Source organism: Cronobacter sakazakii (assembly GCF_000982825.1).
Lineage (GTDB): Bacteria > Pseudomonadota > Gammaproteobacteria > Enterobacterales > Enterobacteriaceae > Cronobacter > Cronobacter sakazakii.
This window is the reverse complement of sequence record NZ_CP011047.1, coordinates 3,200,705-3,223,804: the sequence shown is the minus strand read 5'-3', so window position 1 is coordinate 3,223,804 and position 23,100 is coordinate 3,200,705. Positions and strand designations below refer to the sequence as shown.

Genomic DNA, 23,100 nt, shown 5'->3' with positions numbered 1-23,100 from the left:
AGGAAAGTGTATACGGCAATAAGCGGCTGTCAGCGTTTCGCGGAAAATATATTTTCCCGCAGTGGTAAACGAAAAAGCGAAACGGCGCAAAGCGCGCCATCAATTTATCTTTCTGGAAAGTTCAGCGCGGGCATCTACAATCACTTCATAAACTTAAAACGAATCTAAAACTGAACCAGAGATATTTCGCTGACGATGAATAGTTACCATTGATAATTATTCAACGCCACTGTCTTTGTTGTGTCTGGATGATGATGCCGCTATGGGTTTTTATTTCTCGCGTTTTGAAAACCGTAAACCGCCGGAGCCCTTAGAAACGCCCCGCGTCGTGAAAATTCTCTGGCAGATAATGTCGGTCGCGGCATTGGTGCTGGGCGCGAATTATATTCGCTGGCGCTGGATGGAATCGCTCAATATGGACGCGCTGTGGTATGCCCTGCCGCTGGTCATCGCTGAAACCTGCGCCTGGATTGGCACCGTGCTGTTCACCATTAATCTCTGGCGGGAAGAAGACCCGCCGCAGCAGCCCGCCCCGCTGGATATTAACGACTGTCTGAACGCGGAAGACCAGGCCGAGCCGCGCCCGGTACGCGTCGATCTCTTTATCGCCACCTACTCTGAAGATGTCGAGCTGGTGCGGCTCTCCATTCAGGATGCGCTGAAAATGCGCTACCCCGGCCCGCTCGATTACCGTATACACGTGCTGGACGATGGCCGCAGGCCCGCGATGCGGGCGGTCTGCGAAGAAGAAGGCGTCAATTACATTACCCGCGAAACCAATATCGGCTTTAAGGCGGGCAACCTGCGTAATGGACTTGAGCAGACCGACGGCGATTTTATCGTGATTTGCGACGCCGACACCCGCGTCTTCCCGACGCTGCTTGAGCATACGCTCGGCTATTTCCGCGACCCGGATGTCGCCTGGGTACAGACGCCGCAGTGGTTTTTCGATCTCCCCGAAGGCGAGCGGCTACCGCGCTGGCTGTCACGTAAAGCGGGCAAACCGGGTTACGCGCTCGGCTGGCTGTCGGAGAAAATCGTCGGCCCGGTGACCATCGGGCGCGATCCGTTCTTTAACGATCCGCGCATGTTTTATGACGTGATCCTGCGCCGTCGCAACTGGGCCAACGCGGCCTTTTGCTGTGGCGCGGCGTCGGTGCACCGCCGCGAGGCGATTATGCAGGCGGCGCTGCGCAGCTATGTCTGGACGGTGGAAGAAGAGATTGACCGCCACACGCGCGATATCCGCGACCCGTCGATGCGCGAAGCGCTTCAGGACGCGATGCGCCCGCATGTGCTCTATGACACCGAGCTGACGCCCTATAAATTTCACGTTTCAGAAGATATCTACACTTCCATTGTGCTGCATGGCGACAGCGCGCGCCGCTGGCGCTCGGTGATGCACCCTCGCATCGAATCGAAAATGCTCTCGCCGCAGGATATGCTCACCTGGATTATCCAGCGCTTCAAATATGCCGCGGGTTCGCTGGATATTCTCTTTCACGACAATATCTTCAGCCGCCGCCGTTTTAAGCTCTCGCTGCCACAAACGCTGATGTACGCCACCACGTTCTGGTCTTATCTGGCCTGCATCTGGAATACGGTGTTTCTTGTCTCGCCGCTGATTTATCTCTTTACCGGCATCCCGCCCGTCTCCGCGTGGTCGACGCCCTTTTATCTGCACTTTCTGCCTTTTTTCATTGTCTCGGAGCTGGCGTTTATGTTCGGTACCTGGGGAATTTCCGCGTGGGACGGGCGCGCCTCGTATCTGTCGTTTTTCTCGATGAACTTAAAAGCGCTCGATACGGTGCTGCGCGGTGAACAGATTAAGTTTCACGTCACGCCCAAAGAGCGCCAGACCGGGCGGTTTCTCTATCTGGTGAAACCGCAAATCGCCATTGTGGTGCTGACGCTTATCGGGCTTATCTGGGGCGGTATCCAGGTGGCGCGCGGCGCGGTCGATGACCCGTCCGGCTACGTGATTAACATCTTCTGGGGCGCGGTGAATATCGCCGCCATGCTCCCCATGATCATGGCCGCCATGTGGCAGCCCGCGGATGAGGAGAGCGGCGCATGAAAGTCTCCAGTGCGCTGCTTAGCGCGCGCAGTTATATCACCATTCTGGTGGGATTTCTGATCGGGTTCGCGGTGGTGGTCTGGGTGGAGCGCCAGATGCCGACGCGCGTGGAGAGCAGCAGCGGCATGACGCTAAGCGACGATTTTCCGCCGCTGCCCGATGCCCGCCCGCTCACCTTTGATGAAGCGATTTGGGCGCGTGTGGCCTGGCAATATTTCGTTAATAACAGCCGCCCCGACGGGCTGGTGAACGCTCAGGACGGCGCGCCGTGGTTCAGCCTCTGGAGCACCGGCAGTTATCTGCTGGCGGCAGTGTCGGCCTACCGGCTGGACGTGATCACCCGTGACGAATTTGACGAACGCATCAGCCAGGCGCTGTTCGCGCTGGGCGAACTGCCGCTGACGCCGGACGGCCTGCCTGCCGCGTATTACCGCGGCGATAAACAGGAGATTTTAGGCAAGCCGGAAAGCAGCGCGATTGGCGTCGGACGGTTACTGATGGCGCTTCAGGTTTTGCTGTGGCACTACCCGCAGCATGCCCCTGCCGTAAAAGCGCTGCTCTCGCACTGGCATCTCGACGCGCTGTTTGTGCAGGCGAAAAATACCAACGCGGCGCTGGCGGTACGCCACTGGGTTATCCCAACCGACGAGCCGCGCGACAGCTTTGGCTATCGCACTTACGCAAGCCATACGCTGCGTTTTATTAATACCACCGGCGGGCTTGCCGTCACGCAGCCGCCGGAGGGTCAGAGCATGATCGACATCGACGGGATCATGGTGCCGGATGAAGGGCTGCGCACACCGTGGGGCAAACAGCCCTCGCTGGTGAGTCTCCCCTGGCTGTTAACCGGGCTTGAGCTTGGCTTTGACGCGCAGAGTGGCGAAGTCGCGTGGCGCATCATGCAAATCCAGCAGCGCCGTCACAGCCTGCGGGTGCGCAAGCCGCCCATCAGCACGGATTATGCTGAACAGGCGCCCGATTTCGCCACCGCTATCCCTGAACGCCAGCCTCAGCGTGCGCCGGGCGAAACGGCGTATGACAAAGCCGCGCCGGAGCGCACCGCCATTACCTCGACCCGCTCCGCCTTCGCCTGGTATGCGCTCTTTCGCAACGGCTGGAGCGAAGCGCTGCGCCAGCAGGTACAGCCGCTACTGGTGCCGGGTAAAGGCTGGCAACGTGGTCTGAATTTGAATAACAGCGTGAATAACGTAATTGATGCCGACACCAACGCGGTGGTGCTGGAGAGCCTTGCCTATATTGCGGGCGGGCAACTGCTCTGTCTGGGATGCCAGCACACGCCTTCCACCGCCACTGCTTCTGCGGGAGTTACGCCATGAGTCTGAAATCTTTGCCCCTGTTTATTCGCAGCGTAGCCTGCCTCTTTTTGCTGCTGGGATGCACTGTCACCGCACAGGGTCGGGGCGAACTGCCCGCGAACGACTATCCGGCGCGTCATGGCGAACTGACCGAGCGCGAAATGAAAATGGCGAAAAACGCCTGGCAATATTTCGTGGTCAACTACCAGCCGACGACCGGGCTGGTCAACGCCGTTAACCAGTATCCGTCCACCACCATGTGGGATACCGGCTCTTATATCGGCGCACTGGTGGCCGCCCGCGAACTGGGGATCATCGACAAAGCGGAATTTGACCGCCGGATGCTAAAGCTGCTCGGCACGCTGAATAAACTCGATCTTTTCCGCAACCAGGTGCCCAACAAAGCCTACAACACCATTACGGCGCAGAAAGTAAACTACCTGAACAAACCGGGCGAAATCGGTTTTTCGGCGCTGGATATTGGCCGCATGCTGATATGGCTTCAGAACGTTAAAGAGCGCTACCCGGAATACAGCAACAGCGTCGACAACATCGTGCTGGGCTGGGATTTCACTAACGTGATAGATCCGTGCGGTACCATGTATGGCGCGTATCTTGAGAACAACCAGCCGAAATATGTTCAGGAAGGCCGTCTCGGGTATGAAGAGTATGGCGCGGCAGGCTATCAACTGTGGGGATTTAACACCTGCCAGGCGAGCCGTCCGGAGCCGTATGCGCTGGCGGACATCTACTGCGTGCTGGTGCCTTATGACTCCCGCGACCCGCGCCGTACCAGCCAGCATAACTATGTGGTGACCGAATCCTACCTGCTTTACGGGCTGGAGATGGGCTGGGATACCGCCAAAGATCGCGACGACAGCCCGAACAACTACTCGCATCCGTGGATGAAAAACTTCGCTGACCGCGTCTATCAGGCGCAGGAGAACCGCTACACCATCACCGGCGTGCTGACCGCACGCTCTGAGCATCAGCTCGATAAATCCCCGTACTTCGTTTACGACACCGTGTTCAGCGACGGCTTTAACTGGAACACCATCACCGACAAGGGCCAGTATGTGCCGCAGGCGGCGGCGGTGTCGCTCAAGGCAGCGCTTGGCATGTGGGTGCTGTGGGATTCACCCTATACCGACCGTCTCTTCACCACCATTGAAAATGCCAACGATCCGAAACAGGGCTATTACGAAGGTATCTATGAGAACGGCGACGGGCCCATTAACGCCTTCACCGGTAACAATAACGGCATCATGCTGGAAGCGCTGCTCTTTAAGAAACAGGGCAAGCTGCTGCGCTTTAACACCAACGATCCAAAAAATAAAAATTACGCCCCGTCCATGTGGGAGAAAAAACTGGTCGATCTGTTTGAGGAGAACAACTCGCGTCGCAACCGCCCGTTCCTCAATATGACGCCTGGCATCCAGAACTGGTGTCAGCAGAACGGCACCGCGATACGCAGCAAACCGACCTGTCAGGCCTGCCAGTGCGCGACCTGTAAAGAGGACGAACCTGTGAAACTGCCACCGGTTACCGCGACATGCTTAAAACAGTAAGCCGCCTGCTGCTTATCCTCGCCGTGCTGGGCGTGGCGCTCGCCTGGCTGTTGCTTCGCGACGATCGCGCGGGCTGGCGCTGGTTCTCGCACGGGGGCTGGCACACCACCGCGCGCATTAGCACGCTCACGCCGCAGGAGCGCGAATGGGCCGCCATCGCCTGGCGTTATTTTGAAAACAATACCCAGGACGCCACGGGTCTCGTGAACGGGAGCGACAAACGCCCCGTCGTGTCCCTCTGGCAGATAGGCGATTCACTGATTGCGCTGACGGCCGCGCGCGAGCTGAATCTGATAGACGAAAAAATTTTCGATGAGCGCCTGACACGTCTGCTCGGCACGCTTAATCGCCTGCCGCTCACCCCTCGTCAGACGCCAAACCGCCTCTATTCCACGTGGTCTCCCACGATGGTGGATTTCACCGGCAAACCGGGCGTGATGGGCTGGTCGGCGCGCGATATGGCGCGGCTGATGCTGGCGCTGCGTCTGGTGGCGCAGTATCACCCGCAGTACAGCGAATATCTGGAACGCGTGGTGATGCGCTGGAATTTCTGCCCGGTCATCGATAAAGACGGCACGCTTTACGCCGCGCAGATGCAAAACGGACTGCTGACACCGCGCGATGAAATTCGGCTTGGCGAAAGCGAATACGCCGCCGCGGGCTTCAGCCTGTGGGGATTCCAGCCCACAAAAGCCTGGGGGCCGCCGTCGCAGAATGTGATTCTCTATGACCGCGCGCTGCCGGTGGACGCCCGCGATCCGCGCACGACCTGGCAGCCGTCGCTTATCACCACGCTGCCCTATACGCTGCCGGGGCTCGAATTTGGCTGGGAAGTGCCGGGCGTCGATCGCGCGCAAATAGATAACCTGCGCGAGCGCGCGAAGCTTGTGTATCTCTCCCAGGAGAGCCGCTGGCAGCAGGAGAATATTCTCACCGCCCGCGCCGATTTCAGTACCAGCGCCGCGCCGTGGCACGCTTCGGACACCGTCTGGGCGAATGGCTACCCCTGGAATACCCTCGGCGATGACGGCAAAGAGTACCCGCGCCTCGCCCAGGTTTCCACCAAAGCGGTTTTTTCGCTGTGGGTCTTGTGGGATACCCCGTACACCGACGCGCTGATGCAGGCGACACGCCTGATGTATGACGAAAAACGCGGCTGGTACGAAGGGCGCGTCGAGGCAACCGGCGACTACAACCGCTCGCTGACGCTTTCCACCAACGCCACTGTCCTTGAAGCGCTGTTCTATAAAGCGAACGGCGGCCCGCTGCTGGCAAGCGACGCCCCCGCGCCCGGCAGCTATTTCAGCCGCCGTCTGAGTGACGTGTTCAACCCCCTGCGCCAGTGCCTGCCTGGCGAAAGCCGCCCGGAGGTTCGCCCATGATGCTCTATCGGGATCTGTTCGACGAAAGCTACAGCCGGTTGTTTCCGGACGACGATAAACAGCCCTTTTTTGACGCCTTTTTTAACCGCTTTATTCATATGACGCCGGAAACCGAACAGCATTTTGCGGCGGTCGAACCGCGGCTGTTGCGCAACTTCGTCTATAAAAGCTTTTTCGCGATGCTGATGGTGGATGGCGTGCTGATGGTGCCTGATTTTCTGGAGCGCCTGGCGCGCCAGCAGGAGAGCAACGGCGTGCGACTGCCGCCGAACTTCTTCGCCCACTGGCGGCGGGCTATTCTCGATACTGTGGCGGAACGCGACCCGGCGTGCGACGAAGAAGTGCTGACCGCCTGGGCGATGACCATCGCGCCGGGGCTTGAATATATGCGCCGTCAGGCGGAGCTGCATTACCAGCCTGGGGCGGTATTATGAACAGCGCCTCTCTGGCTCCGGCGCTCGACGCGCTGCCCGCCGCCCTGCTGGTTTACGATAAAGACGAACGGCTGGTCGCCTGGAACGCGCAGGTGAGCCGTTTTTACCCCGGCATCGAAGCGCATCTGGTTGAGGGGGCGGCGTTAAGCGCGCTGGCGCAATCCTTTATCCATGCGGGCTATCAGACCGACAGCCGCAGCCGCGACACGCTTGTTGCCTCACTCATCGCTAATTGTCGTCACGATGGCCACTGCGAAGTGCGTCAGTTGCAACAGCGGCGGCTTTTTATTCAGCATCAGCGTACCGCCGACGGCGGCATCATCAGCCTACACACCGATATCAGCGCGCTGGATAACGTGCAGAACACGCGCCAGTTGCTGCATGACGATTTCCTGCTGGCCGCCGAATCGATTCATATTGGCATCTGGGACTGGCAGGTCACGACCGATGCGCTGCATCTCAACGACGCTTTTCTGAATCTGCTCGGCGAGCCGCGCGGTCAGCTACAACATACCAGCCATTTTCTGCTCTCGCTGATCCACCCGGACGACCGGGATCTGCTGAAAAGCGCGATGCAGCGCGCCAGCGAACACCAGATGCCGGTGTTTGAGTGCGAGATCCGCGTGCAGCATCGCAGCGGCCAGTGGCTGTGGATGCTGCTCTCGGGGCAGATCATCGCGCTCACCGTCACCGGCGAGATTGAGCGCCTGATTGGCACCCTTCAGGATATCACCCGGCGCAAAGAGGCGGAGTTGATTTCACGCGAGGCGGCCAACGCCGCGCGCGCCGCGAATGAGGCCAAAAGCGCGTTTCTTGCCAACATGAGCCATGAGATCCGCACGCCCATGAACGGCATTCTCGGCATGACGCAGCTCTGTCTCGATACGGGTTTAAACAGCGAACAGCGGGAATACCTGACGCTGGTGATGAGCTCCGCGCAGTCGCTGCTGCATATCATCGACGACATTCTCGATTTCTCGAAAATCGAGGCGGGCAAAATCGTCCTGCATGAAGAGTATGTGGCGCTGCGGCCGTTTATACAGTCGCTGGTGCGCCCGCTGATGCCGCTTGCGAGCGAAAAGCAGATAGAGCTGCTGGTCGAGGTGGATGAGCGTGTACCGCAGACGCTGCGTGTCGATGTTGTGCGTCTGCGCCAGGTGCTGACCAACCTGCTTAGCAACGCGCTCAAATTCACGCATCAGGGCGAAATCCTGCTGGCTGTAGCGCCTGGCCCGCAGCCTGGCGAATGGCGCTTTCGGGTGCGCGACAGCGGCATCGGCATCCCGCCGGAAAAACAGCAGGTGATTTTTGAGGCCTTTAGCCAGGCAGATACCTCCACGACCCGCCGCTACGGCGGCACGGGGCTCGGGCTTACGATCTCCGCGCGGCTGGTGGCGATGATGGGCGGGCTGCTGACCGTCACCAGTGAAGCGAATCAGGGCAGCGAATTTAGCTTCACCCTGCCGCTGCAAAGCGCGGCGCAGGCGACGCCGGAAATCCCTGCGCAAACGCATTTCAACGGCGAGCGGGTGCTGGTGGTGGATGATAACGCCACTAACCGCCGTCTGATGCAGGCGATGCTGAAACAGCTTGGCTTAACCCCGGTCTGCGTTTCCGGGGCGACGGGCGCGCTGGCGCTGCTTGAAAATGACAGCGATTTCCCGGTGATCGTCCTTGATGCCCAGATGCCGGAAATGGACGGCATTTCGCTGGCGCTGGAGATTTCCGTGCTCCCGCAGGCGTCGCGCAGCAAAATTATTATGCTCAGCTCAATGAGCCGCGATCTCGATCTCTCCACGCTGCGCCGTACCGGCATCGCCTGGTATCTCAATAAGCCGGTCGATCAGCAGGAGCTGGCGCGTGCGCTCGGCGAGGCGCTGCGCCCGGAACCCGCCAGAACTGAGCAGGCCGCGCCCGTAGCGCCCGTGATGCCGGAACTGGCACACAGCGCGCCAATGCGCATTTTGCTGGCGGAAGATAACCCCGTGAACCAGTTGCTGGCGGTGCGCCTGCTGGAAAAACTCGGCCATGAGTGCGTCACGGTGGATAACGGCCTGCTGGCGCTGGAGGCCTGGCGCGGCGGCGGCTTTGATATTCTCCTGATGGATTTGCAGATGCCGGTCATGGACGGCGAAGCGGCGATCCGCGCGCTGCGTCAGGAAGAGGCGCAGCGCGGCGGCCATCAGATAGCGATTGTAATGACAGCTCACGCCATGCAGGGCGATAAAGAGCGCTGCCTCGCGATGGGCTTTGATGGCTATCTCTCAAAACCGGTGGCGCTGGTCGCGCTCGCCGACGAACTCTCACGCTTTGCCCCGCAAAGCGCCCCGTCGCCGCCTGATGGCCTGCCGGACAGCGCGCAGCTGCTGGCCGCGTTCGACGGCGATATGGCGCTGTTAAAAGAGTTGCTCGGGCTCTTTTCCGAAGGATTTGACGAGCTGGCCGGGTTGCTTGATGCCGCGCTTGCCGCAGGCGACGGCGAGCAGGCGCACCGGCTGGCGCATAAGCTTCGCGGCGAAGCGGCGACGTTCGGCTTTGACGGGCTGACTGCGCTGCTGCAGGAGATAGAAAGCCAGGAGCCTGGCGCGCCATCGGCGCAGCGCGAGGCGTGGCGTCAGGCGCTCGGGACGCAGCAGCGTCGCGTGCGTGAATTCCTGATTCAACTGCTGGAGGGATGATGAAACGTCTGGCCTGTGTGTTATTCATGCTCACAAGCGGCGCGGTTGTCGCCAGAGAAGCGCCATCGGTGCCGGTGCCCGCCAGCTGGTCGCTCGCGGGCGGCTGGCGCGCCCACGACGGCAATGACGCGACGTTTATGGGCCAGCAAGGCCCGGTGCGCGACTGGCGCACATTACCGGTGCCGTCAAACTGGTATACCGCGGGCTGGGATCATCAGGGCGTGCTCTGGTATCGCCATGAATTTACCCTGCCGCCGTTACCGGAAGATACGATGGCGACGCTGGTGTTTGACGGCGTGGATTACTACGCCGACGCCTGGCTGAACCAACAGCCGCTCGGCAGGCACGAGGGCTATTTCCAGCGTTTCGCATATGACATCACCGAAAAGTTACAACGTCACAATAAGCTGGCGGTGCGCGTTGACAGCCCCTTTGAAGACCCCAAAACTATCTGGCCGCTGCATAAAACGATGGTGAAAGGCGTTTTGAATCAGCACGATACGCGTCCAGGTGGTGCCTGGTCGCCACGCGGTCAGGACGCGAACTCCGGCGGCATTTGGGCGCCGGTGCGGCTGCATCTGAGCCGCGGCGTGACGGTGGATAACCTGATTCTGCGCCCCGATTTCCAGCACGGGCTTGATAAACCACAGCTTCGCGTCGAAGTGGTTTATCGCGCCACGCAGGCGCGCGAGGTGGAGCTAACCCTGCGCGCCCGGCCAGCAAATTTTAGCGGCGAGCGTTTTACACAAAAACAGAAGGTGCAACTTGAGGCGACCGGCAGCACGCCGCAGCGTCTGACGTTGACGCTGCCGATGGAAAACGCGCAGCTCTGGTGGCCGAAAGGCTACGGCTTTCCGCACCTTTACCGCGTCAGCGCGACGTTTAACGACGACAAGGGCGAGATGGAGCGCATTACAAGCCGTACTGGGCTGCGCCAGATTGTCGAGCAGCCGGATAACCAAGGCTGGGTGCTCAACGGTAAACGCATTTTCATTAAGGGCAGCAACTATATCGGCTCGCCGTGGCTTAGCGAGATGGATGAGAAAAAGTACCGGCGCGATCTGCAACTGGTGCTGGATATGAACGCCAACGCCATTCGCGTCCACGGCCACGTGGCGGGCCGCCCGCTCTACCGCATGGCTGATGAAATGGGGCTGATGATCTGGCAGGACGTGCCGCTCCAGTGGGGCTATAAGGACACGCCTGAATTTGCCGATAACGCCGCGCGGCAGAGCCTGGAGATGACGGAGCAGTTCGGCAATTCGCCGGCCATCATCGCCTGGGGCGGTCATAATGAGCCGCCGTGGAACTCGCCGTGGATGGAAAAGCGCTTCCCGGACTGGCATAAGGATCTCAACCGCGTTCTGACGGAACGTGTCGCCGACGCGCTCGCCAAAGACGACAGCCGCATCGTGCACCGTTTCTCGGCGGTGGAAGAACATTACTGGCAAGGCTGGTATTTCGGGGTCACCACGGATGTGCTGCAACCGGCGAAAACCGGCATCATTACGGAATTCGGTGCCCAGGCGCTGCCGAAACTCTCGACGCTGAAAACGATTATCCCTGCCGACAAACGCTGGCCCGCCTCGACAAAAGCGGACGATCCCGACTGGGAAATCTGGAAATACCATAACTTCCAGCCGTTCCAGACCTTCGGATTTGCGAAAATTCCGCGCGGCAAAAATATGGACGAATTTATCCACAACACGCAGAAATACCAGGCCGATTTAGTGGGCATGGCGGCGGAGAGTTATCGTCGCCAGCGCTATCAACCGGTGACCGCCCTGTTCCACTTTATGTTTGTTGAAACCTGGCCGTCGATTAACTGGGGCGTTGTGGACTATCTGCGCCAGCCGAAAGCCGGTTATTACGCGCTGCAACGCGCGTATCAGCCGCTGTTGCCGTCCATCGAGCCGGTGACGCTTAACTGGCGCGCCGGCACGCCCGGAGTGGTTAAATTATGGGCGATAAACGATAGTTTTTCGCCCTGCGACGGGTGTACACTGCGCTGGCGCGTAAAAACGCCCGGCATTGCCGGGCAGCAAGAGAGCAAACCGATGACCCTCCCGCCTGACTCTGGTCGCCAGGTGGCGCAGTTGACGTTCACTCCCTCAGCCCCAGGCGCGCTGCGCATCGAGTACGAAATTCTTGATGCGCAAGGCAAAACGGTTGGCCATAACTTTTATGAAACCACCGTCGCGCCCTGAGGCGTTAAGCACGCTGTACGGATAACTGGACGCTCCGCGGCGTTCAGTCTCTTCTTAAACTCTTTGCCGCCCGGTTAAAGAGCGATAACGATTTGCTAAACTTACAGAATCTGAAACGAAAGCCGCTCTGGAGGTACGTATTAGCATGTTTCAACAGACAACACGCTTACCTTTCACAGAGGAATTAGCTGAGAAGGCGCGTATGGACCCTGAATCGGGTGAAATTATTCCGGATACCCGCGATGTCGAGCCGCAGCCTGAATCGATCGAAGGCATGCCATCCCCCGACGCGCTGACGCCGGCAGACCGCTATTTAGAGCTGTTTGAGCATGTTCAGGCCTCCCGTATTTTTGCGGACAGTAAAACGTTCCCGGACTGCGCGCCGAAAGTGTCGCCGCTGACCATTCTGATGAACTACCGTCAGGCCAAACGCCTGCCGAACTTCGACCTGCGCCGTTTTGTCGAGGAGCACTTTTACTTTCCGGTGATCAACACCAATCCGTATGTCTCGGACCCGAACCGGACGCTGACTGAGCACATCGACAACTTATGGCCAATTCTGACGCGCCAGCCGCATGAGCATCTGGAGAACTCCTCTCTGCTGCCGCTGCCGCAGGCGTATATCGTGCCAGGCGGACGCTTTACCGAGACCTATTACTGGGATTCCTATTTCACCATGCTCGGCCTTGCCGAGAGTGGCCGCCACGATATGTTGCGCTGCATGGCCGATAACTTCGCCTGGATGATTGAAAACTACGGGCATATTCCGAATGGCAACCGCACCTATTATCTGAGCCGCTCGCAGCCGCCGGTGTTTGCGCTGATGGTGGAGCTGTTTGAAGAGGACGGCGTGCGCGGCGCGCGGCGCTATCTTGATCATCTGCTGATGGAATACGCGTTCTGGATGGACGGTGCCGACACGCTGGAGCCAGGCCAGGCGTTTCGCCATGTAGTGAAAATGGCCGACGGCACGGTGCTTAACCGTTACTGGGATGACCGCGACACCCCGCGCGATGAATCCTGGCGCGAGGATGTGGAAACCGCGAAGCTCTCCGGGCGTCCGGCGAGCGAGGTCTATCGCGATCTGCGCGCGGGCGCGGCCTCCGGCTGGGATTACTCCTCCCGCTGGCTGCGCGATCCGGACCGCCTCGCGAGCATCCGCACCACGCACTTTTTGCCGGTGGATCTCAATGCGTTTCTCTACAAGCTGGAAACCGCCATTGCCAATATCGCGCAGCTTAAAGGCATTCCGGCGACCGCGACCGTGTTTCGCAAAAAAGCGATCGATCGCCGCGAGGCGGTTAATCGCTACCTGTGGGATAACGACATGGGCGCGTTTCGCGACTACGACTGGCGTCGTGGCCAGCTCGCGTCGTTCTCGGCCGCCTGCGTGGTGCCGCTGTATGTCGGGCTTGCCAGCTATGCGCAGGCGGATCGCATCGCGACGAATCTGCGTGAACGTCTGCTCTGCCCAGGCGGTATCCTGACCACCGAAGTGGAAACGGAACAGCAGTGGGATAAACCGAACGGCTGGGCGCCGCTCCAGTGGATGGCCATTCAGGGGCTGAAAAACTATGGCGACGACGCGCTGGCTGACATCATTGCCAATAACTGGTTGCGTACGGTGAAACGATTCTACAATGAAAACCATAAGCTCATTGAGAAGTACCATATCGCCGACTACTCGCCGCGCCCGGGTGGCGGGGGTGAATACCCGTTGCAGGACGGCTTCGGCTGGACTAACGGCGTTACGCGCCGCCTGATTGCACTGTATGGCGAACCGTAAGCCGTTCACCGTGTAAAAACAGAGGGCAGCCTGATGGCTGCCCTTTTTTATGGCGTCAATGGACTCAGAACGAGGCGCTGAGGCCGATGTTATAGCGCGTCTGCTCGCCGCTGCTAAGCCCTGCGGTTTGCGACAGCGCCGCAAACGCCGACACATTACTGCTTAGCGCGACGCTGGCACCGGCGGTGATATCCATCCAGTTTTTATCATCTTGCGCCCCGTCGCGGCTGAAAGTGAGCGATGTTGACTTCAACCCGCCCTGACCGCGCCAGACCGAATCACCGAACTGGTGTTTGTAATCCACCTGCGCGTACGGTTTCACCGGGCCGATATCGGCATCGAGACGCCAGCCGATGCTGCCGATTTGCGAATGGAAGTTCTGATCGCGAAAGCGCATCGCGGTGCTGTCGTCGCCCGCTTCGCTGTACCCATCCACGTGGCTGTAATCCCACGCGTACTGCACCACCGGCCCGGTCGTGAGTGCGCGGGTCACCGGCAGATCCAGCCCGGCGGTCAGGCGCGCACCCCAGAGTCTGGCATCCGTTTCGCCCGTCTCAACGCGCGTCAACGGCCCGAGCTCCACGCGGCGCTGGATATTGCGGTATTCGCCTTTCAGCCAGTGGACATCGGCGTTGACCCAGCCAGGCCCGAAATCGACCGCGGTAAAGAGTGCCGCCTGATAACCGCGCGCGTCGTAGCTCAGGTTATCGGTCGGGCGCTGATCGTCGAGCGATCCGGCAATCAGCGCGCCGACCAGCCAGTTGTCTGTCACCCGGTAATCCGCGCCGATCGTCAGATTGTTGGTGTTGGCGCTGCCGTCGCCGGTCTCATTTTTGGTGTAGCGGGCATATTCGCCGCTGTAGCCGCCAAAAATGCCCGCGCTGCCCTGTTCCGCCTGTTCAGTACGGCGTTGCTGATAACGGCTGTCGAGCGTGGCGCGGCTGTTCTGTACCTGCGCCGCCGTCGCTTTATTCAGCAGAGCCACCTGCGCCGGAGCGGCGAGTATAGACTGGATATATTCGGCCATCAGGCGATGCACCTGCGGGCTCGGATGCAGATGATCGGCAAAGAGCCACGCCTGACGGCCATTAAACCCGGCGCTCGACGACGTACAATCAGCGGCGGAAAGGCCCGGCGGGCACGCCATACCCGCGGTATTGGTAATGCCGAACTGGCCCGGATTCGCGAGGATTTCATTGAAAATGGCGTTGATATCGGCACGCACGATATTGCCGCCGCCGTTCGCGACCAGCGCCTGCTCCTCGGTCGCGTTATAGAGCTGGCTTAACGCAGAGACCTGTTCAGCGGCCGCCTGATACGCCGCATAGAGGCCGTCGCCAAGCGCCTTCGAAAGCGCCGGAACCGGGCTCACTTCTCCCGCCGCCGCGTAAAACGCGTTGCGAATCGCCTCATCGCGCGCGGCGAGTGTCGGGGTTTGCGCGTTGCCAAGCGACGCGAACGCAGCCTGTAGCGCGGCGCTGTTACCGGCCGTTCCCAGCTGAACAACGGTTTCAATTAACGTCGGCGTTGCCGAGACGTCCGGCACCGTTGGCACAATCACCGTGCCTGCGCCCGCGTTTAAAAGCGTGCGCACCTGCGACGCCGCCGCCGTGGCGCTGCCGGTCACAATGGATTGCGCCTGTAGCGGTTGCAGCACCGCGGCACCCAAATCGTTACCGCCCACATAGTGGATATAGAGCCCGTCGCGGTCCGCCCGGCCATTCGTCTGGCTCAGATAGCGCTGCACCTGCTCCTGAGTGTTGTCTGTGCCAAGCGCCGGCACCGCCACCCCGCCGCCTGCGGCGTAGTTATTGCCGCCTTTATCCGAGGGCGCAAGCGTCAGGCCATATTTTTGCGCGAGGATTTCGTCATACAGCGGATAACGATTGCTGTCGAACGTGTAGCGGCCATTGTTGCCGGTATCGCTCAGGCTGTCGCCAAAGACGTAGAGGTTATCCCACGCGGCGGCGGGCGCGGCAACGCCACAGGCTAAGCCCAGCGCCAGCCCTACCTGCAGGGAAAGACCAGAGAGTGAAAAAGACATACGCGCTCCTGCGTTTCAGAGGTCAATATCGAAAGAAAACCATGCGTTATAGAGTGTAGAGCGTTTGCGCCAGCCCACCCGATTAACACCTGGAATTGAGAGTCTGCGCGAGAAATGTGACGGTTTGCTTTATGTTCACTGCCAGAAAGCAAACAGCGTTGTGGCTTAAGCGTAAGGTTTTCTGGATAAATAAAATGTATGTTGTAACTAAAATCATCTCTTTATGAAAAACCCGGCAGGTGCCGGGTCGTTTTGAATCGTATGCGCGTATCAGCACAGCGGCGCGACCGCCTCACGCATGCCCTGATTAAGGATGTCGTCGAGATCGCGCGTCACCTGCTCGGCGAGCCCCGGTACCGCTGTCAGATCCTGCTCCCAGTGCTCGCAATCGGACAGTACCGCGTCCACCAGCTCACGCAGCGTAATGGTGTTATCGCCGCGTTGCGTCCAGAGCTGCTGATAGCGCGCGAGCCAGTGGGCGTCATCCTGAAGCGGATAGCCCTCTCCGTTTCGCTCGCCGCGATAAAACGCGATAAGCGACGCCAGCGCGAAGGTCAGCCGTGGCGGCAGCGCGCCCGTCTGCGCCTGCCCCGCCAGCAGCTGCGGCAGAATCCGGGTGCGGAATTTGGTCATGCCGTTAAGGGCGATGGAAAGGAGCTGGTGTTTGATATACGGGTTGCGAAAACGGCTCACCACCGCCGCGGCAAAAGATTCCAGTTCGTCGCGCGGGAGATCCAGCACCGGGATGATTTCCTCATGAATCGCCTTCTCAACAAACGCAGAAATCTGCGCGTCATCCATCGCCTCGCCGACCGTATTCAGTCCGGCCTGGAAAGCAACCGGCACCAGCGCGGTATGCGCGCCGTTGAGAATTGCCACTTTGCGCGCCTTATACGGCTTAATGTCATCGACAATCAACACATTCAGCGGCAGTTTATCGAGACGCAGCTCGCGGGCGAGCCACTGTGGCCCCTGAATCACAAACAGGTAGAAATGTTCGGCGGTATCCAGAAACGCGTCGTGATAGCCGAGGCTTTCCTCCAGCTGCGCGACTTCATCGCGCGGATAGCCCGTGACGATACGGTCAACCAGCGTCGAGCAAAACGAATTCGCGCTCTCAAGCCAGGTGGTAAAGGCCGCCGGCAGCGCCCACTCATGGGCGTAGCGCAGCACCAGTTCACGCAGCGCCTCGCCGTTATAATCAATCAGCTCGCAGGGAATTATCACCCAGCCTTTATCCTGCGCGCCGTCAAAATGGCTGAATCGTTCGAATAACAGACGCGTGAGTTTCGCCGGATAGCTCACCGCAGGTGCGTCGTCGAATTGATCCCGGGCGTGATAGCTAATCCCCGCTTCGGTTGTATTCGAGAACACAAAGCGAATATCCGGATTATGCGCAAGCATCAGGAACTCGTCATACTGCGCATAAACGCTGATCTCACGATTCACCGAGCGAATGAGTCGTGACTCGCTGACCGCCTCGCCCTTCTCATTCAGCCCGCGAATAATCGTCGTATAAAGCCCGTCCTGTGTGCTGAGCGACGGCGGGAAATCGCTGGCGATAGGACGCACCACGACCACCCCAGCGTTGAGATCGGTATGTTCATTAAGAAGATCAACCTGCCAGTCGATAAAAGCACGCAGGAAGTTCCCTTCACCAAACTGGATGATGCGCTCCGGCCAGAGCGCGCCGGGAAAATCACGACGATTCAATGTTTTCACAATGGGTTCCTTGATGGATTAACAGCAGACCGCTGACGGATATTGCGCTCCACGCTATCAGAACCACCGTTTATGAAACCCCGTTTCGATCAAACTGAGCCGTTTTATTAAAAAATTTTATAGCTGCTTAAAAAAAAGCGTGGTGCCACAGGGACTGCCATCCGGCATCAGAGCGTAATGCGGGATCACACCGACCCGCTCCCATTGATGACGCGAATAAAAACGTTCGGCATCGCTGCCCGTAGAAGTATCCAGCACCAGCACCGTTTTCCCGGCCCGGCGCGCCTCGCTTTCCAGGGTTTCCATCAGCGACTGTGCAATACCGGCCCGACGCGCGCGTCGGTGTACCAGCAGTTTTGAGACGTCCGCGCGGTGCGGCTGGTTTTCCGGCTGGCTGAGAATAAGCTGTACGGTGCCGACGGCCTTCCCCTGCGCATCAAATGCCGCGAGCACAAGGCGCTCGTCACGGGCCGCGCTTTTTGCGACATCGAGCCAGAAAGCGCGCGCTTTCTCCGCGCTGAACGGCAGCATAAAACTCACCGATGCGCCGCCTTCCACGCAGTCGGTCAGTACATCACAAAGGGAGTCAAGGTGGGTCGGGATTTCCGCCGCGCTGAGACGACGAACACTATAGGATGTAGACATTGACACTCCGCCATGAGGATTTATCAAAGGGTTAACCGATAATCCTTATCATGGCGGAGAAACGCCGCAATTGGTCAGAGGAAAATCTTATCCTGCGGCGTGCTTGTGGGTGGTTTTCATCTGATACATCTCGTTATCGGCGGCTTTCAGCAGCCCGGCGAGATCCTGATGTTTATCGTCATCAAATTTTACCACGCCCCACGAGAAGCCAAGCCGCCACGGTTTACCGCTGTCGCGATTGAACGCGTCGGTCTGCTCGACCAGATACTGCAGCGCAATCCATGCGCCCTTTTCGTCGGTATCGTTAAACAGCACGACGAACTCATCGCCGCCGAGCCGTCCCAGCAGATCGCTGTCGCGAAAGGCGTTTTTCATCAGCATCGCCATCGCGTTTAACGCCTCATCGCCCGCCGCGTGGCCCCAGGTATCGTTAATCTCTTTAAAATCGTCGAGATCGATAAACCCGAGCGACATCGGCTCGCTGCGACGCTTATGGGTTGAGAACGCGTAACCGGCAAGTGACGTAAAACCGCGACGGTTCAAAAGGCCGGTCAGTTCGTCGCTCGTCGCCACGCTCAGCACCATAAACTCATCTTCAACGATCGCCGCCAGATCGCGCAGCAGATGCGCGTCTGCCTCGCTGAACGCGCGGGGTTCGGTATCGATAATGCACAGCGAACCGGCGGTCGCGCCGTCGGGCAGCCTGACCGGACAACCGGCATAGAAGCGGATATGCGGCGGACCATTCACCAGCGGATTATCACAAAACCGTTCGTCGCTGAGTGCATCCGTGATGATAAGCGGCGCGTTGCTTAAAATCGTATGCCCGCAGAACGAGACGCGGCGCGGGATGGGTTTCGGCTCTGCGCCATCACAGGAGACGAACCAGAGCTGCTCCTGATCGACGAGACTAATCAACGCCACCGGCGCGTTAAAAAGGCGCTTCGCAAGCCGGGTAAGACGGTCAAAACGCTCTGTCGGCGCCGCATCAAGCAGGCCAGAATCATGCAGGGACTGAAGACGCGCCTGCTCATTAACCGGGATATCGGGTGTTTTCATTGCGCAACCTGTAAGCACTGTTTAATTGAAGCATAGCGTATCCGGCATCAGGCAAAGAGACCGCCGCCGTCAAAGCGCGTAAATACGATTTTTACCTTCGCGCTTGGCGCTGTAAAGCGCCTCGTCTGCGGCTTTTAACCACTGCGACGCTTCGCGCATCTCCGCCGTGGCGCGCGCGATGCCGATACTGAGCGTGCAGCGCAGCGCAGGCTTCGGGAAAACGTCCATCTGCGCGGTCTGCGCCATGATGCGATCGGCCACCGCACAGGCGCGCCCGAATGACGTATCGGGCAACAACACCACAAACTCGTCGCCGCCGAAGCGCGCCACGGTATCGCCACCGCGCGTCGCCGCGCGCAGGATGTCAGAAAAGGTGACCAGCAACTGATCCCCTGCCTCGTGCCCGTAGCGATCGTTCGCAGCTTTAAAATCATCAATATCGATAAACATCAGCGCCGCAGGCTGTTCGCTTTGGTGAAAGCGCTGCAGCGCCGCGTCGATATCATGCTCAAGCCTGCGCCGGTTGGCGATATTGAGCAGCGGATCGGTGTTAGCGAAGCGTTCCAGCTCGCGGGTTTTCTCTCGCAGCCGCGCTGAGAGCGCGTGGCTCACTATACTGAGCGCCAGCACATAGACGGAAATAAGCGGAAGCGTGGCGTAAAGCGTGCGGGATGAGACCGACAGCGTGACCGGCAGACCCAGCGCCATCCATGTTGCCCCGAACATGAGCGCCATGACGCCCGCCGCCTGCCGCATCAGCGGCAAACCGCCTGCGGCGAGCCGGTCAGCAAGCAAAATGGTGGCGATCGTCACCGAGGTCAGGGGTGAAAGCGCCGTCTGCGCTATCCAGAAGCCGCCCGCCGCCGCGTCAGCCAGCAGGTTTTGCAGTTCGGTACGCGCAGGATGAGGGCTGCGGCGCGCGCGATAACGCGCGGCAACCGGCCAGAGAAACGCATTCGCGGCCAGCAGCGCCTGCGTCCATAACGGGCGGTGGAGTTCCAGTAATAAGGCGAACAGCGGAATAAAGCAGAGGGTGGTACCCAGCTGGCGCATAAAAAACATGCGCCTGACGAACCTGAGCGCGGAGGAATGCTGATGACGGTTTAGCTGCTCAGATGCGCTCTTCATACCAGTATCCGGTGACGAAACCCCGCCATCTTAGTAACCCCGGATCCTGGCGGCAAGTACTTTAAAGCGCTGACAGAAACAATTACTTCGTTTCCGAAAAGAAACGGCAGTTCAATATCTTATTCACGTGACGATGTCACTGAGTGTTTGCATCACATTATGAGAGATGCTGCGCCAGGCGGAGCGTGGGCTGATGTTCATCATCTACCGACGTGCGGTTGCGCCCCTGTCGTTTGGACTGATACAGCAGCGTGTCCGCCTCACGCATCAGCCGGGTGAACGCGTCGCTCACCCGCTCACGCGGTGCGGCGTCATAGCCAAGCCCGATACTGACGCTAAAAGAGACGCTTTTCCCTTCGCACACCACCGGTTGACCTGCTACCTGCTGGCGAATCGTTTCGGCCAGATGACACGCGCGGTCGAGCGTTATATTCGGGCAGACCACCACGAACTCCTCACCGCCCATTCGCGCCACGCGCCCGGCCTCGCCCGTTATCTCCCGCAGTTTTTGGCCAAACACCGCCAGCACCGCGTCGCCGCACTCATGCCCGTAGTTATCGTTAATACTTTTGAAGTGGTCGAGATCCATCAGCATCACGCACAGCGGTCGACCGGCGAGCGCCGGATTGTCGTCGTCGCGCGCCAGCGCCTCAAAAAGCCCGGAGCGTGAATACACGCCGGTGAGATGATCATAATTGGCGCGCCGGGAGATCTGCGCCAGTAGCGAGTTAATGGCGCTGACGCTCACCGCCACAATCGCCGGGCAGATGGCGATGGTCGCGACACCAAGACGCGTCGAGAACATCTGGCTGCCGACCGAGAGCTTCGCGGAGCTGATTTCAATGATCCCGGCGCTGACCAGAATAATTTGCAGCACACCGGTGCAGAGCGTTAAGAAACAGGTCACGTTCAGCGGATAGCGCACCGCGCACCAGATAAGCGCCGCGACGGGAAACGCCAGGCAGCCCGCGCCGCCGATGACCACCGAGGCCGCAAGCGACGCCACCAGCGCCAGAAACGGCCACAGCGCCTCCGGTTTTATGCGCGAAGGCCACGACGGGCGCGTAAGCGTCAAAATCCACGGCATCAGCAGCACGCCTGTCGAGAACTGCTCGCTGAACCAGTCGCACAACAGCGGCAGAAAGCCCTGCGCGTTAATGCCGAGGCTGCCCGTCGCGCCGAAAAAGGCGCACAGCAGCGCCGCCGCCAGGCAGTAGTTAAAGAGCCGTAGCGCATTTACCGGGCGGGCGAGCGCAGGCCCGCGACGTTTATCGCGCACCAGCAGCAGCGCCACGGTCACGATAAACACCATATTGGAGAAGTTAATCAGCAGCGAAGCCGCGCCCCACGTGGTGGTCATCGCGTCATAAGCGAGCATCGCCACATAACAGATGGCGTAGTAACCAGGGCGGTTCAGGAATGGATAGCGCGCAAACACCGCCGCCATCACCGCATTCAGCGGCCAGAACAGCGACAAGGGCTCAACCAGACGCATCATCGCGCCCAGAAAATAAAACAGGGTGGTCAGAAGAAAAAGAAGGGATGCGTTGAGCAACATTTTTTCTTCACGAAAACCAGTCAGCTTCGCCTGGTTAAACATAGTGTATCGCTTACGGCTGCGGGCGACAGAAAGACGGCGCCGGGATAACGGAATGGCAATAAGCTTAACACGTTTTAAACACAAATCGGCGGGTGTTTACGCGTGTCAGCGCAAAATCGCGCCGCCGCTCAGCGGTTCATCTCCTGTACCAGCCAGCGGTGGATCACGGCAACGATATAGGCCTGTTGTGCGGCGCTGAGCGCCACACCCGCCGGGATATGATGCCACTTCGCCAGACACCCGCGACAACAGGTGGCGGTGGCGTGCTGGGCGATAAACACCGGGTGCCCGCGCATCGGCGTCTGCTTACCATCATTCGCGGGCTCAGCGGGTGCCAGCCGTCTGGCGATAAAGTCCGCGGCGTGCTGGTCAATCACCTCCGGGCCTTTATCGATGCAATACTGCCGCTCTTTCGCGCCGAGGTGGAAACGGCGGCGAAAGACGGAACGGTTCAGGCGCGCGAACAGTGCATCCATAACGCCTCCTCAGAAAATGGAACGGCCAATCTCGCGGGCAAGAATTTCCAGCGCCGCGATGCCGGCGAGCGAGTTTCCGGCGTGATCGAGCGCCGGGCTCCAGACCGCGATAGACATCTCATGCGGCACAACGGCGATAATCCCGCCGCCGACACCCGATTTCCCCGGCATTCCCACGCGCCAGGCGAATTCGCCGGAGCTTTCATACATGCCGCTGGTCGCCATCAGCGCGTTAACCTGTCGCGCCTGCACCGGGCTGATTACCGGCGTGTCCAGATGCGGTGCCCTTCCCTGATTCGCCAGAAACAGAAAGGCGCGCGCCAGCTCCGCGCAGCTCATCTTCAGCGCGCAGTAGTGAAAATAGTTCTGCAACACGGTGATGACGTCGTTGTGGAAATTGCCGAAGGATTTCATCAGATAGGCGATAGCGGCATTGCGGGCCGAATGTTCAAACTCGGAGCGCGCCACGGCGGTGTCATAGATGATATCCGGCGCGCCGCAGAGGTTACGCACCACTTCCAGCATCCGCTGTTTCGGCGCGCTTAAGCGGCTTTGCAGCATATCGCAGACCACCAGCGCGCCCGCATTAATGAACGGGTTACGCGGTTTGCCCTGCTCCAGCTCCAGCTGTACCAGCGAGTTAAAGGGTTGCCCGGAGGGATCTTTCCCGACGCGCTCCCAGATCTCGTCGTCGTCATAACGGCCCATCGCCAGCACCAGGCTCAGCACCTTGGAGATAGACTGAATGGAGAAGCGCTCATCGGCGTCGCCTGCGGCAAAACACTCGCCGCCGACCGTACAGACGGCGATGCCAAGCCGGTCGGCGGGCACATCCGCGAGCGCGGGTATATAGTCCGCCACTTTGCCCTGTGCGGCGAGCGGGCGCACCTGTTCGAGAATTGAAGCCAGTAATTCGTTATTAAGCGTGTGGGTCACCAGAGACTCCCGGCGCGAAGGACGATCGTTCGGGCCGGGAGT

The 23,100-nt window shown here is 59.5% G+C and carries 16 protein-coding genes; 8 read left to right on the top strand and 8 right to left on the bottom strand.

The window, feature by feature from the left end; translation table 11 throughout:
* The first annotated feature begins 262 nt into the window (after positions 1–262).
* The 8 genes from CSK29544_RS15350 to CSK29544_RS15315 all read left to right on the top strand — a co-directional run bounded on the left by CSK29544_RS15350 (position 263) and on the right by CSK29544_RS15315 (position 13,448).
* Positions 263–2,077 carry a glycosyltransferase family 2 protein gene (locus CSK29544_RS15350; RefSeq protein ID WP_029039111.1) on the top strand — a complete coding sequence of 605 codons (1,815 nt, stop codon included), beginning with the start codon at positions 263–265 and terminating at the stop codon, positions 2,075–2,077.
* Positions 2,074–3,414, top strand: a complete 1,341-nt coding sequence (locus CSK29544_RS15345; protein WP_029039112.1) for a DUF3131 domain-containing protein — start codon at positions 2,074–2,076, stop codon at positions 3,412–3,414. The genes CSK29544_RS15350 and CSK29544_RS15345 overlap by 4 nt, the downstream gene beginning before the upstream one ends.
* On the top strand, positions 3,411–4,961 hold the full coding sequence (locus CSK29544_RS15340) for a DUF3131 domain-containing protein (RefSeq protein ID WP_007867816.1): 1,551 nt from the start codon (positions 3,411–3,413) through the stop codon (positions 4,959–4,961). The genes CSK29544_RS15345 and CSK29544_RS15340 overlap by 4 nt, the downstream gene beginning before the upstream one ends.
* Positions 4,946–6,343, top strand: a complete 1,398-nt coding sequence (locus CSK29544_RS15335) for a DUF3131 domain-containing protein (RefSeq protein WP_014728869.1) — start codon at positions 4,946–4,948, stop codon at positions 6,341–6,343. The genes CSK29544_RS15340 and CSK29544_RS15335 overlap by 16 nt, the downstream gene beginning before the upstream one ends.
* Complete coding sequence (locus CSK29544_RS15330) at positions 6,340–6,777, top strand: globin family protein (protein WP_007900213.1); 438 nt, start codon at positions 6,340–6,342, stop codon at positions 6,775–6,777. Before CSK29544_RS15335 ends, CSK29544_RS15330 begins: the two co-directional genes overlap by 4 nt.
* Entirely contained in the window at positions 6,774–9,455 is a 2,682-nt protein-coding gene (locus CSK29544_RS15325) for a hybrid sensor histidine kinase/response regulator (protein ID WP_029039113.1), read from the top strand. The genes CSK29544_RS15330 and CSK29544_RS15325 overlap by 4 nt, the downstream gene beginning before the upstream one ends.
* The gene (locus CSK29544_RS15320; RefSeq protein WP_038860001.1) at positions 9,455–11,662 is read left to right on the top strand and encodes a glycoside hydrolase family 2 protein; all 2,208 of its coding nucleotides are present in this window, start codon (positions 9,455–9,457) and stop codon (positions 11,660–11,662) included. Before CSK29544_RS15325 ends, CSK29544_RS15320 begins: the two co-directional genes overlap by 1 nt.
* A gap of 145 nt (positions 11,663–11,807) precedes the next feature.
* On the top strand, positions 11,808–13,448 hold the full coding sequence (locus tag CSK29544_RS15315; RefSeq protein ID WP_029039115.1) for an alpha,alpha-trehalase: 1,641 nt from the start codon (positions 11,808–11,810) through the stop codon (positions 13,446–13,448).
* Between the two features lie 64 nt (positions 13,449–13,512).
* On the opposite strand, the gene CSK29544_RS15310 is transcribed toward CSK29544_RS15315, so the two are convergent.
* From CSK29544_RS15310 to glsB, 8 genes are all read right to left on the bottom strand, one after another.
* On the bottom strand, positions 13,513–15,492 hold the full coding sequence (locus CSK29544_RS15310; protein WP_007900185.1) for an autotransporter domain-containing esterase: 1,980 nt from the start codon (positions 15,490–15,492) through the stop codon (positions 13,513–13,515).
* Between the two features lie 270 nt (positions 15,493–15,762).
* Positions 15,763–17,214 carry a tagaturonate reductase gene (locus CSK29544_RS15305; RefSeq protein WP_007900184.1) on the bottom strand — a complete coding sequence of 484 codons (1,452 nt, stop codon included), beginning with the start codon at positions 17,212–17,214 and terminating at the stop codon, positions 15,763–15,765.
* A 117-nt stretch (positions 17,215–17,331) separates the two neighbouring features.
* Positions 17,332–17,859 (bottom strand): GNAT family N-acetyltransferase, encoded by a 528-nt coding sequence (locus tag CSK29544_RS15300; RefSeq protein ID WP_029039116.1) that lies wholly within the window; start codon positions 17,857–17,859, stop codon positions 17,332–17,334.
* 87 nt (positions 17,860–17,946) lie between these two features.
* Complete coding sequence (locus tag CSK29544_RS15295; protein ID WP_007900178.1) at positions 17,947–18,918, bottom strand: sensor domain-containing diguanylate cyclase; 972 nt, start codon at positions 18,916–18,918, stop codon at positions 17,947–17,949.
* Positions 18,919–18,987: 69 nt separating this feature from the next.
* On the bottom strand, positions 18,988–19,980 hold the full coding sequence (locus tag CSK29544_RS15290; protein ID WP_004387154.1) for a sensor domain-containing diguanylate cyclase: 993 nt from the start codon (positions 19,978–19,980) through the stop codon (positions 18,988–18,990).
* Positions 19,981–20,203: 223 nt separating this feature from the next.
* Positions 20,204–21,646, bottom strand: a complete 1,443-nt coding sequence (locus CSK29544_RS15285; protein WP_007900173.1) for a GGDEF domain-containing protein — start codon at positions 21,644–21,646, stop codon at positions 20,204–20,206.
* 128 nt (positions 21,647–21,774) lie between these two features.
* Entirely contained in the window at positions 21,775–22,122 is a 348-nt protein-coding gene (locus CSK29544_RS15280; protein ID WP_007900169.1) for a DUF4186 domain-containing protein, read from the bottom strand.
* A 9-nt stretch (positions 22,123–22,131) separates the two neighbouring features.
* Entirely contained in the window at positions 22,132–23,058 is a 927-nt protein-coding gene (gene glsB / locus CSK29544_RS15275; RefSeq protein WP_007867877.1) for a glutaminase B, read from the bottom strand.
* Between the last annotated feature and the right edge of the window lie 42 nt (positions 23,059–23,100).